This is a genomic window from uncultured Sphingomonas sp. (genome assembly GCF_946477935.1).
In the GTDB taxonomy this organism is placed as follows: Bacteria; Pseudomonadota; Alphaproteobacteria; order Sphingomonadales; family Sphingomonadaceae; genus Sphingomonas.
The window spans coordinates 1-14,346 of record NZ_CAMLAC010000085.1 but is presented as its reverse complement, the minus strand read 5'-3'; the positions used below and the strand labels follow the sequence as shown (position 1 = coordinate 14,346).

Annotated in this window: 13 protein-coding genes and 1 pseudogene; 7 read left to right on the top strand and 7 right to left on the bottom strand. The window is 65.8% G+C overall.

Annotated features, from left to right (window positions below; all coding sequences use genetic code 11):
- Nucleotides 1–228 precede the first annotated feature (228 nt).
- Both rdgB and rph read right to left on the bottom strand, forming a co-directional pair.
- Complete coding sequence (gene rdgB, locus Q0U08_RS10650; RefSeq protein ID WP_298091424.1) at nt 229–855, bottom strand: RdgB/HAM1 family non-canonical purine NTP pyrophosphatase; 627 nt, start codon at nt 853–855, stop codon at nt 229–231.
- On the bottom strand, nt 852–1,568 hold the full coding sequence (gene rph, locus Q0U08_RS10645) for a ribonuclease PH (protein WP_298091423.1): 717 nt from the start codon (nt 1,566–1,568) through the stop codon (nt 852–854). The genes rdgB and rph overlap by 4 nt, the downstream gene beginning before the upstream one ends.
- Before the next feature lie 76 nt (nt 1,569–1,644).
- Here rph and hrcA point away from each other — a divergent pair, with 76 nt between their 5' ends.
- From hrcA to Q0U08_RS10630, 3 genes are all read left to right on the top strand, one after another.
- The gene (gene hrcA, locus Q0U08_RS10640; protein WP_298091422.1) at nt 1,645–2,685 is read left to right on the top strand and encodes a heat-inducible transcriptional repressor HrcA; all 1,041 of its coding nucleotides are present in this window, start codon (nt 1,645–1,647) and stop codon (nt 2,683–2,685) included.
- Between the two features lie 26 nt (nt 2,686–2,711).
- A complete protein-coding gene (grpE, locus tag Q0U08_RS10635; protein ID WP_298091421.1) occupies nt 2,712–3,260 on the top strand; it encodes a nucleotide exchange factor GrpE in 549 nt (182 codons plus the stop codon).
- A 71-nt stretch (nt 3,261–3,331) separates the two neighbouring features.
- Nucleotides 3,332–4,555, top strand: a complete 1,224-nt coding sequence (locus tag Q0U08_RS10630; RefSeq protein ID WP_298091420.1) for a threonine synthase — start codon at nt 3,332–3,334, stop codon at nt 4,553–4,555.
- Between the two features lie 3 nt (nt 4,556–4,558).
- Here Q0U08_RS10630 and Q0U08_RS10625 read toward each other — a convergent pair whose 3' ends face one another.
- From Q0U08_RS10625 to Q0U08_RS10615, 3 genes are all read right to left on the bottom strand, one after another.
- Nucleotides 4,559–5,023, bottom strand: a complete 465-nt coding sequence (locus tag Q0U08_RS10625; RefSeq protein WP_298091419.1) for a vgr related protein — start codon at nt 5,021–5,023, stop codon at nt 4,559–4,561.
- Nucleotides 5,024–5,076: 53 nt separating this feature from the next.
- Nucleotides 5,077–6,141, bottom strand: coding sequence for a flagellin (locus tag Q0U08_RS10620; RefSeq protein WP_298091418.1), 1,065 nt, complete (start codon nt 6,139–6,141; stop codon nt 5,077–5,079).
- Between the two features lie 104 nt (nt 6,142–6,245).
- On the bottom strand, nt 6,246–6,689 hold the full coding sequence (locus tag Q0U08_RS10615; protein ID WP_298091417.1) for a copper chaperone PCu(A)C: 444 nt from the start codon (nt 6,687–6,689) through the stop codon (nt 6,246–6,248).
- A 171-nt stretch (nt 6,690–6,860) separates the two neighbouring features.
- Between Q0U08_RS10615 and dnaK the strand changes: the two genes are divergently transcribed.
- Both dnaK and dnaJ read left to right on the top strand, forming a co-directional pair.
- Nucleotides 6,861–8,762, top strand: a complete 1,902-nt coding sequence (gene dnaK / locus Q0U08_RS10610; RefSeq protein ID WP_298091416.1) for a molecular chaperone DnaK — start codon at nt 6,861–6,863, stop codon at nt 8,760–8,762.
- A gap of 69 nt (nt 8,763–8,831) precedes the next feature.
- Complete coding sequence (dnaJ, locus tag Q0U08_RS10605) at nt 8,832–9,956, top strand: molecular chaperone DnaJ (protein ID WP_298091415.1); 1,125 nt, start codon at nt 8,832–8,834, stop codon at nt 9,954–9,956.
- Between the two features lie 824 nt (nt 9,957–10,780).
- Here dnaJ and purB read toward each other — a convergent pair.
- Nucleotides 10,781–12,091, bottom strand: coding sequence for an adenylosuccinate lyase (purB, locus tag Q0U08_RS10600; protein WP_298091414.1), 1,311 nt, complete (start codon nt 12,089–12,091; stop codon nt 10,781–10,783).
- 214 nt (nt 12,092–12,305) lie between these two features.
- On the opposite strand from purB, the gene Q0U08_RS10595 reads away from it, so the two are divergent.
- Nucleotides 12,306–12,743 (top strand): EF-hand domain-containing protein, encoded by a 438-nt coding sequence (locus Q0U08_RS10595; protein WP_298091413.1) that lies wholly within the window; start codon nt 12,306–12,308, stop codon nt 12,741–12,743.
- 46 nt (nt 12,744–12,789) lie between these two features.
- On the opposite strand, the gene radC is transcribed toward Q0U08_RS10595, so the two are convergent.
- Nucleotides 12,790–13,464 carry a DNA repair protein RadC gene (gene radC, locus Q0U08_RS10590; RefSeq protein ID WP_298091412.1) on the bottom strand — a complete coding sequence of 225 codons (675 nt, stop codon included), beginning with the start codon at nt 13,462–13,464 and terminating at the stop codon, nt 12,790–12,792.
- Between the two features lie 88 nt (nt 13,465–13,552).
- Between radC and Q0U08_RS10585 the strand changes: the two are divergent.
- Nucleotides 13,553–14,346 (top strand): annotated as a pseudogene (locus Q0U08_RS10585) (hypothetical protein); the annotation flags it as partial.

Sequence of the window (14,346 nt, the reverse complement as noted above, 5' to 3'; positions counted from 1 at the left end):
CCCCTCACCCTCCCATCGCTTCGCGATGGGCCCCTCCCTCTCCCACAAGGGGAGAGGGGTTTGCGTGCGTCCTTTGGGGCAGCGGGTTCGCACGGCTGATCGCTTCGGCTTCCAAGTGCCCTCTCCCGCAAGGGGAGAGGGGTTTTGCGGTTTGCTCCCTCTCCCCTTGTGGGAGAGGGTTGGGGTGAGGGGGTGCCAAGCAGTGCTCCGCTTCCCCTCCAACCCTGCTTAGAACACCGCCTTTACCAATTGGCGGAAGGCGTCGCCGCGGTGGCTGATGCCGCTTTTGGTGTCGGTGTCCATTTCGGCGAAGGTCGTGTCGTAGCCATTGGGCTGGAACATCGGGTCGTAGCCGTGCCCCTGGTCGCCGCGGGGCGGCCAGACCAGCGTGCCGTCGACCCGGCCCTCGAACCATTCGACATGGCCGTCGGGCCAGGCGAGCGCCAGTGCGCAGATGAAGTGCGCGTCGCGGGGGCGGTTCGGTTCGTCGTTCAGCCGGTCCTCGACCAGCCGCATCGCCATGGCGAAGTCCTTTTGCGGGCCGCCCCAGCGTGCCGAGAAGATGCCGGGATCGCCGCCCAGCGCATCGACGCACAGACCGCTGTCGTCGGCGAGCGCGGGCAGGCCGGACAGGTCGGCCGCCGCCAGCGCCTTCAGCTCGGCATTGGCGACGAAGGTGGTCCCCGTCTCCTCCGGCTCGGGCAGATCGAGGTCGCCGGCCGAGATCGGCTCGACGCCGTAGGGCGCGAGCAGTTCGCGGATTTCGACGATCTTGCCCTTGTTGTGGCTGGCGATCACCAGCTTGCCGGGCGTCAGCTTGCGGATCGCCTGCGGCTCGCGGCCCTCGCCGCTCATGCCGCCACCGCCTTGGCCTGCGCGGCGAAGATCTCGTTGCAGCCCATCCGCGCGAGGCGGAGCAGGCGGAGCAGCGCTTCCTCGTCATAGGTGGCGTGTTCGGCGGTCGCCTGCACCTCGGCGATATGGCCGTTTTCGAGCAGCACGAAATTGGCGTCCGCATCCGCCGCCGAGTCCTCGATGTAATCGAGGTCTAGCACGGGCGTGCCCTGATGGATGCCGCACGACACCGCCGCCACCTTCTGGCGGATCGGGTCGGCGGTCAGCTTGCCGTCGCGCAGCAGCGTATCGACCGCCATGCGCAGCGCGATCCACGCGCCCGAAATGGAGGCGGTGCGCGTGCCGCCATCGGCCTGGATCACGTCGCAGTCGAGGACGATCTGCCGCTCGCCCAGCGCCTTCAGGTCGACCACCGAGCGGAGCGAACGGCCGATCAGCCGCTGGATTTCCTGCGTGCGGCCCGACTGTTTGCCCTTGGCCGCCTCGCGGCTGCCGCGGGTGTGGGTGGCGCGGGGCAGCATGCCATATTCGGCGGTGACCCAGCCTTCGCCCTTGCCGCGCAGGAACGGGGGCACGCGCTCCTCGATCGAGGCGGTGACGAGGACCCTGGTATCGCCGAATCCGATCAGCACCGACCCTTCAGCGTGGCGGGTGAAGCGGGGCTCGACGGTGATGGGACGCATCTGGTCTGGCGTGCGGCCGGAGGGGCGCATGGGACTTCCTTCATTCTGGTATGTTTGTTGCCCGGTTAGCCTTCCGTTCGGGGGGGCGCCAGCCTAGATCACATCCATGGCCACCCCGCCGATCATCGAACTGAGCGCGCGTGCCCGCGACATATTCCGTGTCGTGGTCGACAGCTATCTGGAAAGCGGCGTGCCGGTGGGATCGAAGACGATCGCCCGGTCGGGGATCAACCTGTCGCCCGCCTCGATCCGGGGGGTGATGCAGGAGCTGGAGGAGGTGGGGCTGCTCGCCGCGCCGCATACCTCGGCCGGGCGGATGCCGACCGAACAGGGGCTGCGGCTGTTCGTCGACGGGATGATGCACGTCCACGAGCCGAGCGCGGAGGAACGCGCTGCGATCGAGGCGCGGGCGGGGACGCACGGGCCGGTCGAGGAGGCGCTGGCGGCGACGACGGCGATCCTGTCCGGCCTGTCGGCGTGCGCCGGGCTGGTGATGGTGCCCAAGCGCGAGGTGAAGCTGCGCTCGATCGGGTTCGTGCCCTTGTCACCGGTGCAGGCGCTGGCGGTGCTGGTCAGCGAGGACGGATCGGTGGAGAACCGCGTGCTGCAGGTGCCCGGCGGGATGACCGCGACGGCGCTGGTGGAGGCGGGCAATTTCATGACCGCGACGCTGGGCGGGCTGACGCTGGCGGAGGCGCAGGGGCGGCTGGAGCGCGAGTTGAAGGGGACGCGGGCCGCGCTGGACGGTGCGGCGCGCGAACTGGTGGAACGCGGCCTTGCCGTGTGGAGCGAGGATGGCGAGCGGCGGCCGGTGCTGATCGTGCGCGGGCAGGGGCGGCTGATCGATGCCGCCGCCGCCGCCGATCTGGAGCGGGTGCGCGATCTGCTCGACGATCTGGAGGGCAAGCAGGAAATCGCCAGCCTGCTCGATTCGGCGCGGGCGGGCGATTCGACCCGGATCTTCATCGGCGCGGAGAACAAGTTGTTCGCGCTGTCCGGATCTTCGGTGATCGCGCGGCCGTTTCGCGGGCTGGACGGGCAGGTGGTCGGCGTGGTGGGGGTGATCGGCCCCACGCGGTTGAACTATGCCCGCGTCGTGCCCATGGTGGATTTCACCGCGGCGACGCTTGCCCGACTGATGGGCTGACCCGACTTGTGCGTACAGGGAATATGATGAACGAGAACGAGACCAAGCAGCCGGAAACGCAGGATCTTCGCGAGGAAACGGCCGAAGCCGCGCCCGAAGTGGCCGAGCATGACGCGCTGGGAACCTTGCGCGAGCAACTGGCCGAGGCGCAGCAGCAGACGCTGTATGCGCGCGCCGAAGTGCAGAATGTCCGCCGTCGCGCCGAAAAGGACGTGTCGGACGCGCGCAACTATGCCGCCACCAATTTCGCGCGCGATATCCTGTCGGTGGCGGACAATCTGGGGCGTGCCTTGCAGGCGATCCCCGCCGATCTGCGCGAGGACGACAAGATGAAGGGCCTCGTCGCCGGGCTGGAGGCGACCGGCCGCGAGCTGGATAGCGTGCTGGGCCGCCACGGGATCACCAAGATCGCCGCGCTGGGCGAGACGCTGGACCCCAACCGGCATCAGGCGATGCTGGAAATGCCCTCCGACGCGGCGCCCGGCACGATCGTGCAGGAAATGCAGTCGGGCTATATGATCAAGGATCGCCTGCTGCGCCCGGCGCTGGTCGGCGTGGCCCGCAAGCCCGACTGATCCATGCCTGCGCCCCTCTCCCCGCCGGGGAGAGGGTTGGCATCAGCGGTCCTTGCGCTACACCGCTGGCCATGAACGACAATCTTTTCGCCGATCGGCCGACCTTCGTTACCCATCTCGAATGCTCGATGACGGGCGAGCGTTATGCGGCGGATCAACTGCACGGCCTGTCGCGGGTGGGGCGTCCGCTCCTCGTCCGCTACGATCTGGATGCGGTGAAGGCGGCGCTCGCGAAGGATGCGCTGTCCGCCCGCGAAACCGACCTGTGGCGCTGGCGCGAGCTGCTGCCTGTGCGTCGCACCGAAAACATCGTCAGCCTGGGCGAGATCGAGACTCCGCTGATCCCCGTTCCCCGCTCGGCCGGCGCTAATGTGCTGGTCAAGGACGAGGGGCGGCTGCCGACCGGCAGCTTCAAGGCGCGTGGGCTGGTCATGGCGGTGGCGATGGCCAGGGAGCTGGGCGTCACGCGTATCGCGATGCCGACCAACGGCAATGCGGGCGCGGCGCTGGCGGCCTATGCCAGTCGCTGCGGGATCGAGACGATCGTTTTCTGCCCTGAAGATACTCCAGAAGTGAATGTGCGCGAGATCGCGGCGCAGGGCGCACGCGTGTGGCGGGTGAACGGGCTGATCGACGATTGCGGCGCGATCGTGGGCAAGGGCGCCGCCGAGGGGCGCTGGTTCGACCTGTCGACGCTGAAGGAGCCCTACCGGATCGAGGGCAAGAAGACGATGGGGCTGGAACTGACCGCGCAATGCGGCTGGCGGCTGCCGGATGCGATCTTCTATCCGACGGGCGGCGGCACCGGCCTGATCGGCATGTGGAAGGCGTTCGATGAGTTGGAAAAGCTTGGCTGGATCGGACCTGAGCGGCCGCGCATGTATGCGGTGCAGGCGTCGGGCTGCGCCCCGATCGTCAAGGCGTTCGACGACGGTGTCGAGCATGCCGAACGCTGGGAGAATGCGCACACCGTGGCGGCGGGCATCCGCGTGCCGCGCGCGGTGGGCGACTTCCTGATCCTGCGCGCGGTGCGTGAATCCGGTGGCAAGGCGCTGGCGGTGGACGATGCCGATACGCTGCGCGCGGTGGCGGACTGCGCGCGTGACGATGGCCTGTTGCTGTGTCCCGAAGGCGGCGCGACGCTGGCGGCGTATCGGGGCGCGCTGGCGGCGGGCGAGGTCGATGCCGGGGAGCGGGTCGTGCTGTTCAACTGCGCGACCGGCCTGAAATATCCGATGCCCGAGGCGCCGAACTGGCTGGACCGTACCGCCGCGATCGACTTCGACGCGCTGTGACGATCAGCGCTGGCCGATAGGGAAGGGGACCAGCGTTTGATATTGCGCGAGGCCGGGTGCGCCGGGCACCCGGCCGCCGCGGGCGAGCAGGAAGGCGTGGCGCACGATTTCCGCCTGTTGTTCCAGCCCGTAGCGGCGGAAGGGCTGGCCGGGCTTCAGGGCGTAGCCGTAGCGGCAGAAGGGATGGCGGGCGAGCGGCAGGCAGATGCCCTGCTGATGCTGCCATATATGGACCATCTCGTGGATGAACAGCCCTTGTTCGTGCAAGGGGCAGGCGCCGAAATCCTCGCGCCACAAGCCGCCCTGGGGGTGAAAATGGATGCAGCCGCGCGGGGCCATCACCGTGTTCCGGGGCTGGAAGAACGCCCATTTGGTCGGGGACAGGCCGACCGCGTCATAGTCGATCGTGTCGCCGAAGACGTTGCGCGCCAGCGCGGTTTCGGCAGGGGTCAGGATACGGCGTTGCATCATTGCCAAGGTGGGCCGGCGGCGCCCGGTTGCAAAGCCCTGGGACCAAACATCTAGTTGCCGAGCAGTTTCATCACATCCTGCTGGCTCTGATTGGCTTGGGCGAGCATCGAGGCGGAGGCCTGTTTCAGAATCTGGGCGCGGGCGAGGTTCACCGTTTCGACCGAGAAATCGGCATCCTCGATCCGGGAGCGCGCGTCGGACAGGTTGGTGGTGTTGGTGGTCAGATTGTTGACCACCGATTCCAGCCGGTTGGCGGTGGCGCCGATGCCGGCGCGCATGCTGGATACTTTTGTAAGCATCTCGTCCATGCGCTTCATGGTGTTCTCGGCGCGGTAGCGATTGGTGACGTTCAGTTCGTCGGAGAGGGTAAAGTCGTTTCCGGAGTACCATCCCCGGCCACTGGATAGATCCGCCCATTGATCTCCTGGCTGCTGTTGAACCGTTGTTCCGATCTGATCCTTGGTGACGGGCGTACCTCCCCGTTTCGCGCCAGACACGTAATCATCGAAGGATATTAGATGCGCTGAGGCAGAATAGGTAGAGGCCGGCGGTCGAAGATAGTATTCAAAATGATGATAGGACAGTGGTATATTGTCGATCCTTACATCAATCCTGTCATTGGCATTTGCTCCTGCTTGAATTGATACCGTGGTGCCCATCTCGGGCATGATGCCGTCGCTATAACTATAATGAAGGACGGTATCGAACAGCTTCACGCCATTGAACTGCGTGTTGTTCAGCGTCGTCTCGATCTGCTTCGTCAGCGCCGAAACTTCGACCTGCAACGCCGCCCGGTCGCTGTCGCTGTAGGTGCCCGAGGCCGCCTGCACCGCAAGCTCGCGGATGCGTTGCGCCATGTTGGTCACCTCGCCCAGCGCGCCGTCGGCGGTCTGGACAAGCGAGGTGCCGTCGATCGCGTTGCGCATGCCCTGGCGCATGCCCATGATCTGCGCGGTCATCGTGGAGGCGATGGCGAGGCCGGCGGCGTCGTCCTTGGCCGAATTGATCCGCTTGCCGGTGGACAGCCGGTTCATCGCCGTGTCGAGGCTCGTCTCCGCCAGCCGCGATGCACCCAGCGCGCGTAGCGCCGCGCCATTGGTGTTGATGACCGTCATGACCCCGAATCCTCCCGCCGGACTCCCATTTCCGACGGAGGACCATGCGTGTGGGGCGCGGGGGCGGCCTATCCGGGGTTTTTCCGGATATGCCTAACGCCGGATTAGCTATCTGCCGGGCGAGGTGCGTTCGCGCCGATCACCTTGGCCCCGGTCACGATGCGGCGGCCATCCGAGAAGCTGAGCGTCAGGGTGATGTAGCGGCCCGGCTTCACCCCGGGATTGACGTCGAACAGCATCACGTGCCGGCCGCCGGGCGCGAAAACCACATCGGTATGCGCCGGGATCGGCGCCGAGGCGATCGCGCGCATCCCGTTCGCCATGCTTTCATGCATCTCGGCACGGATGGCGACATCGGTGGTGACGTTGATCAGCGTCTTGGCCTCAGGCCCGCCATGCACCGTGAAATAGGCGGCCGCCGGGCGCCCCGGCACCGCGCCCAGGCGCGCCCAGGCCTCCCCGGCCTCGATCGTCGTGCGCGCGGGGTCGCAGGACGGCAGCGTGGCGAGTGCCAGCACTGCCCAGATCATGCCCAAACCGGTGCGCAACGCCCGTCTCTCCCGTGCCGTTCCTGGAAATCGTCCACATCCCTATGACGCCGCCAATCTTGCGGCAAGCATCGGCCCACCTATATCCGCCCCATCAACGCAACGGTTGCGCCGCCGTAACGGGGCGCGGGCGGGGCATTTTTTGAAGAGTGTGAGGGGCTATCAGGACTCATGGCTAAAGTTATCGGTATCGATCTGGGCACCACCAACAGCTGCGTTTCGGTGATGGAAGGCGGCAAGCCCAAGGTGATCGAGAATGCGGAAGGCGCGCGCACCACGCCGTCGATCGTCGCCTTCGCCAAGGATGGCGAGCGGCTGGTCGGCCAGCCGGCCAAGCGCCAGGCGGTGACGAACGGCGACAACACGATCTTTGCGGTCAAGCGCCTGATCGGTCGCCGCTTCGACGATCCGATCACCAAGAAGGACACCGAGCTGGTGCCCTACAAGATCGCACGCGGCCCCAATGGCGACGCGTGGGTGTCGGCCGGCGGCAAGGATTACAGCCCGTCGCAGATCAGCGCCTTCACGCTGCAGAAGATGAAGGAAACCGCCGAATCCTATCTGGGTGAGACGGTGACGCAGGCGGTCATCACCGTGCCGGCTTACTTCAACGACGCACAGCGCCAGGCGACCAAGGATGCCGGCCAGATCGCCGGCCTGGAAGTGCTGCGCATCATCAACGAGCCGACCGCAGCGGCGCTCGCCTACGGCCTGGAGAAGCAGGACGGCAAGACGATCGCGGTCTATGATCTTGGCGGCGGCACCTTCGACGTGTCGATCCTGGAGATCGGCGACGGCGTGTTCGAGGTGAAGGCCACCAACGGCGACACCTTCCTGGGCGGCGAGGATTTCGACAACAAGCTGGTCGAATATCTGGCCGAGGGCTTCAAGAAGGACGAGGGCATCGACCTCGCCAAGGATAAGCTCGCGCTACAGCGCCTGAAGGAAGCCGCTGAAAAGGCGAAGATCGAGCTGTCGTCGGCGGCCTCGACCGAGGTGAACCTGCCGTTCATCACCGCCGACCAGAACGGCCCGAAGCACCTGGTCAAGTCGATCAGCCGTGCCGACCTGGAGCGTCTGGTCGACGACCTGATCAAGCGTACGATCGAGCCGATGAAGAAGGCGCTCGCCGATGCCGGCGTCAAGACCGACGACATCAGCGAAGTGGTGCTGGTCGGCGGCATGACGCGCATGCCCAAGGTCCGCGAAGCGGTGAAGAACTTCTTCGGCAAGGATCCGCACACCGGCGTCAACCCGGACGAGGTCGTGGCGATGGGCGCCGCGATCCAGGCCGGCGTGCTGCAGGGCGACGTGAAGGACGTGCTGCTGCTCGACGTGACCCCGCTGTCGCTGGGTATCGAGACGCTGGGCGGCATCATGACCAAGATGATCGACCGCAACACGACGATCCCGACCAAGAAGAGCCAGGTCTACTCCACCGCGGACGACAACCAGGGCGCCGTCACCATCCGCGTGTTCCAGGGCGAGCGCGAGATGGCGCAGGATAACAAGATGCTGGGCCAGTTCGACCTGGTCGGCATCCCGCCTGCACCGCGCGGCGTGCCGCAGATCGAGGTCACGTTCGACATCGACGCCAACGGCATCGTCAACGTGTCGGCCAAGGACAAGGGCACCGGCAAGGAGCAGCAGATCCGCATCCAGGCGTCGGGTGGTCTGTCGGACAACGACATCGAGCAGATGGTGCGCGATGCCGAGCAGTTTGCCGAGGAGGACAAGAAGCGCCGTGCGGCAGCCGAGGCGAAGAACAACGCCGAATCGCTGATCCACACGACCGAGCGCCAGCTTGCCGAGAATGGCGACAAGGTGGACGACAGCCTGAAGTCGGAGATCGAGGCGGCGATCGCCGAGACCAAGGCTGCGGTCGAATCGGACGATGCCGACCGCATGACCGAAAAGGCGCAGGCACTGGCCCAGGTCGCGATGAAGCTCGGCCAGGCGATCTACGAGAAGCAGGCGCAGGCCGACGCTTCGCCCGCGGCCGGTGCCGATGCGCCCAAGCAGGACGACGTGGTCGACGCCGAATTCTCGGAAGTCGACGATACCAAGGCCTAAGGGCATGACCCCGTCCCGTCCCGCCGGTGCGAAAGCCCGAGGGACGGGGCCCACGGGGCGGGGACGAGCATGAGCACGACGATCGACTATTACGAACTGCTCGAATGCGAGCGCACCGCGGACGATGCGACAATCAAATCGCGCTACCGCAAGCTTGCGATGCAGTATCATCCGGACCGCAATTCCGGGTGCAAGGATTCCGAGGCCAAGTTCAAGGCGATCAGCGAAGCCTATGACTGCCTGAAGGACCCGCAGAAGCGCGCGGCCTATGACCGCTACGGCCATGCCGCCTTCCAGCAGGGCGGCGGCGGCGGTGGCGGCGCGCAGGATTTCGGCGGCTTTTCCGACATCTTCGAAAGCGTCTTCGGCGAATTCATGGGCGGCGGACGCGGCGGCGGGCGGCAGTCGGCACGGCGCGGTGCCGACCTGCGCTATGACATGGAAATCAGCCTGGAAGACGCCTTCCACGGCAAGGATACCGAGATCACCGTCGATGTATCGGCGGCGTGCGATACCTGTCACGGCACCGGCGCGAAGCCGGGCACCAGCGCCAGAACCTGCCAGCATTGCGGCGGGCACGGCAAGGTGCGGGCCCAGCAGGGCTTTTTCGTGGTCGAGCGGGCGTGCCCGGTTTGCCAGGGTGCCGGCCAAGTGATCGCCGATCCTTGCGCCGATTGTCGCGGCGACGGCCGGATCGAGAAGACCAAGACCCTGTCGGTGAATGTGCCGCCCGGCGTCGACGAGGGTACGCGCATCCGCCTGTCGGGTGAGGGCGAGGCGGGCGCGCGGGGTGCGCCGCCGGGTGATCTCTACATCTTCCTTCACGTCAAGCGGCACACGCTGTTCGAGCGCGAGGGAACGACGCTGTTCGCTCGTGCGCCGATCAGCTTCACCACCGCGGCGCTTGGCGGATCGTTGTCGATCCCCGGGCTCGACGGGCGCACGCACGAGATCAAGATTCCTGCGGGCATCCAGTCGGGCAAGCAACTGCGCCAGCGCGGTGCCGGCATGCCCGTGCTGCAAGGTCGCGGGCAGGGCGATCTGGTGGTGCAGATCGAGGTGGAAACGCCGACGAAGTTGTCGACGCGACAGCGTGAACTGCTGGAGTTGTTCCGGGAAACCGAAACCGGTGAAGAATGCCCCGAGAGCCAGGGTTTTTTCACGAAGCTGAAAAACGTCTTCGCGGGCGAATGACGTTACGGAAAGCGGGATGGCTGGCGGTCAATCTGTCAGCTATCCCGCTTCATCCTACCGGAAATGACCGATAATTTCCGTCCGTGATGGCTGAGTTTCCATTTTTGCACTGTTCAGGCGCTGGTGGACAGGCCATCAGAGGCCCGTCCCGCCCCCCAGCGGGACCAAGGCACACGATTCTCCCATCTGGTGTGTCGCTCCGCTCGGCTACCTCCCTAACATAGCTGAGCGGAGCACCCGGGAGCTGCCCGTTCCCGTCACCCGGTGAAATCCCTGTGGTCCTTGGCGCTGTCTGCGGATGAGCCGGATGGTTGCCGTCCGTGCCAATCGGCATGGTCGTTCGCGCAGAGGCGCTGAGCGGTAGCGTCAGGCGCACGGTTGCGCTCCTGATTGATCGGAGAAGCCCGCGTAACTGGGAGGTGAGGGCGCAAGCCTCGGGCTCGCGCAGCGCTTTCGCGTCGTTGCGTGAGATTGCCTGCATGCATCGAACATCGCGACGTTGGGACGGGGGGAGCAGCTGCAGCTGCTCAACCCCCGTATATCGCGCCACCGTGCCGGTCTTTCCGGCGGCATTCTCTCCCGAAGTCGTCTTTGTCGTTGTGGTGGCGACGCGATGGCAGTTGCCTACGCGAAACACGCACCAAAAAAAAGGCCGCTCAGAGAGCGGCCGAAAAGTTTTTAGGAGAGGATGCCTGAAAGGCACAGTCTTTTTGCACCGCCGAACCGATTGTCGCAACTGCAAGTTAAGCAAATTTACTTGCAAATAATGCAATCGCTTACGGCTGGTGGAACCTGCGCCCCGGTGACCCGCTATGACCCGTTTGTCAGCCGAAGACGCGCGTGAAGATCGTGTCGACGTGCTTCAGATGGTAATCCAGATCGAACTTGGCCTCGATTTCCTCGACGGGCAGCGCCGCGGTCACCTCCGCATCGGCTTTCAGAAGGTCGAGCAGCGACAATTCGCCATCGGAATCCCAGACTTTCATCGCATTGCGCTGCACCAGACGATAGGAATCCTCGCGGCTGACGCCGGCTTGGGTCAAGGCGAGCAGAACGCGCTGCGAATGCACCAGGCCGCCCATGCGATCGAGATTCTTCTGCATGCGCGCCGGATACACCACCAGCTTGTCCATCACCCCGGTCAGTCGAGCCAGTGCGAAATCGAGCGTGATGGTCGCGTCCGGGCCGATATAGCGCTCGACCGAGGAATGGCTGATGTCCCGCTCGTGCCACAGCGCGACATTCTCCAGCGCGGGGGTGACATAGCCGCGCACCATGCGCGCGAGGCCGGTCAGGTTCTCTGTCAGCACGGGATTGCGCTTGTGCGGCATCGCCGAGGAGCCCTTCTGGCCCGGCGAGAAATACTCTTCCGCTTCCAGCACTTCGGTGCGCTGCAGGTGGCGCACCTCGGTCGCCAGCCGCTCGATCGAACTGGCGATCACGCCCAGCGTGGCAAAGAACATCGCGTGCCGGTCGCGCGGGATGACCTGCGTCGATACCGGCTCGACCGACAGGCCCAGCTTGTTCGCGACATGCGCCTCGACCGACGGATCGATATTGGCAAAGGTGCCGACCGCGCCCGAGATCGCGCAGGTCGCGACATCGTCGCGCGCGGCGATCAGGCGCGTGCGGTTGCGGGCGAACTCGGCATAGGCCTGTGCCAGCTTCAGGCCGAAGGTCACGGGTTCGGCGTGGATGCCGTGGCTGCGGCCGATCGTCGGGGTCAGCTTGTGTTCCTCGGCGCGGCGCTTCAGCACGGCGAGCAACTGGTCCAGATCGTCGATCAGGATGTCGGCGGCGCGCTTCAACTGCACCGCCAGGCAGGTGTCGAGGACGTCGGATGACGTCATGCCCTGGTGCAGAAAGCGCGCTTCTGGTCCGGTACGCTCGGACACATGGGTCAGGAAAGCGATCACGTCATGCTTGGTCTCGGCCTCGATCGCATCGATCCGCGCGATGTCGAAATCGCCGGCGGCCTTGTCGGCTTCCCAGATGCGCTCGGCCGCCTGCTTTGGCACGACGCCCAGTGCGGCCAGCGCGTCAGTGGCGTGCGCCTCGATCTCGAACCAGATGCGGAAACGGGTCTGCGGGTCCCAGATCGCAGTCATTTGGGGGCGGGAATAACGCGGAATCATGGAACACCTCGGTCTCGGGAACGGCACGGTTCACCCCGCTCCGCTCTCGGGAAGCACGGTGTGCCGAGCCGTTAGCAGGGCAGGGCGACCTCTTCAAATAAACCGGATCGGACCCTATATGGACAATCGACGCTTGGTTGATGCAAGCTTCATCCAAGATCACGATCGTGATCTTACCAGTTTATCGATCCGACCATGACAATGGAGAGACGAGATGTTGAAGTACGCTATGCTCGCGACCGCTATGACCGTTGCTGCACCTGCGCTTGCGCAAACGACGACGGCACCGGCGCAGACTTCGCCGAGTGCTGCCCAAGACGCTGCACCGGCTGCGGCACCTGCGGGTGCTGATCCCGCACAGGCAGCGCCGGCCGATGCGGCTGCGGCGCAGCCGGCAACCGCCAGCCAGGTCGCTCAGGTCGTGGACGCCCAGTGGGCGACCTATGACAAGGACAATAGCGGCTCGCTGAGCAAGGCCGAGTTCTCGGAATGGATGCTGGCCTTGAAGGCGCAGACCGACCCGTCCGCCAAGGCCGAATCGGCGGACACCAAGAAGTGGGTGGGCACCGCCTTCGCCCAGGCGGACACCGACAAGAGCAAGTCGCTCAGCAAGGCCGAGGTGACCGGCTTCCTGACTTCGGGTCAGGGCTGATCGACCGGGCCGCCGCCCCCCTTGTCACGGGGCGGCGGCCCCTTTTTCAGATTAGGCCCTGGGATCGCAGGCTCACATGGCCGCGCGACCCGATGATCAGGTGGTCGTGCACCGTAATGCCCAGCCTCCGTCCGGCCTCGGCGATGCTGCGCGTGACCTCGATATCGGCGGTACTGGGCGACGGGTCGCCGCTGGGATGGTTGTGGACCAGGATCAGCGCACTGGAGCCCAGGTCGATGGCCCGGCGGATAACCTCGCGAATATGGACCGCGGCCTGATCGATCGAGCCCCTGCTCATGACTTCGTCGCGGATCAACATGTTCTTGGTGTTGAGGTGCAGGACGCGAAATCGCTCGACGCCGTGATGGGCCATGTCGGCATGCAGATAATCGAGCAGCGCCTGCCAATTGGACAGGACCGGCCGCGATTCGGTTTGCGTCTGGACCAGGCGGATGGCGCAGGCTTGTGCAATCTTGAGGGCGGCGACCGCGCTTTCGCCCATGCCCTCCTGCTTCAACAAGGCTTCCGCATCGGCAGTCAGCACGCCGCCGATGCCGCCGAACTCGCGCAGCAGGGCTTTGGCCAGCGGCTTGGTATCGCGGCGGGGGATCGCGGTTGCCAGCATATATTCAAGCAGCTCGTGGTCCAGGAGGCCCGTCCCGCCGAGCAGCCTCTGCCTCAGCCGCGCGCGGTGCCCCGCATGATCCCGCTCCCCCTCCATCCACTCAGCCTATCCACGCTCCCTCCCAATTGCCACCCCATCCCCCCCAAGGTAGAATGCACAAACGATTGACGGTGGAAGGACAGGCGTGAGCGAGGCGAGCGAGGGGGATCAGACGCCGCCGCCTCGGCGCCATATGCGAAAACGCTACCGAGTGATCCTGGCGCTGGTCGGCGTTCTGGCCGTGTCGGGATTGGTGCTGTGGCTGATCCGTATCCCCCTGGCGACCAGCGTGATCGACCGCGAGCTTGCCCGTCGCGGTGTACCTGCAACGTACGGCGTGGAAACGCTGGGTCTGGGACAGCAGCGCCTGGTCAACGTCGTCATCGGTGATCCGCGTCATCCGGATCTGGTGGCCGATTGGGTGGAGACCGAGACGCGGATCGGGTCGTCCGGGCCGGAATTATGGGGCGTCCGCGCCGGGCGGGTGCGGATAAGGGGGAAGCTGACGGACGGGCGTGTTTCCCTTGGCAGCCTGGATCGCCTGTTGCCGCCGCCTTCCGGCAAGCCCTTCACGCTGCCCGATCTGTTCGTCGATGTGGAGGATGGCCGCATCCGGCTGGATACGGCGGGCGGGCCCGTGGGTATTGCGCTCACCGGACGTGGTCGATTGAACGACGGGTTTCGGGGGCGGATCGCCGCCATCGCACCGCGGTTGCAGGTCGGTACGTGCTCGCTGTCCCAGCTCGCCATGCCGCTGCAGGTGCGCATCGTGGATGCCAGACCCAGCGTTCATGGTGTGGTGCGTGCGGGGCGGGCGGAGTGCGGGGAGGCGCGAGGGGCGCGGATGCGGGCCGATGTTTCGGTTGCGCTGGGTGCCGGGCTGGATCGGTGGCGGGGGCAGGCGAAAGTGGCCGCGCAGGCGTTTGCGCACCCGCAGGT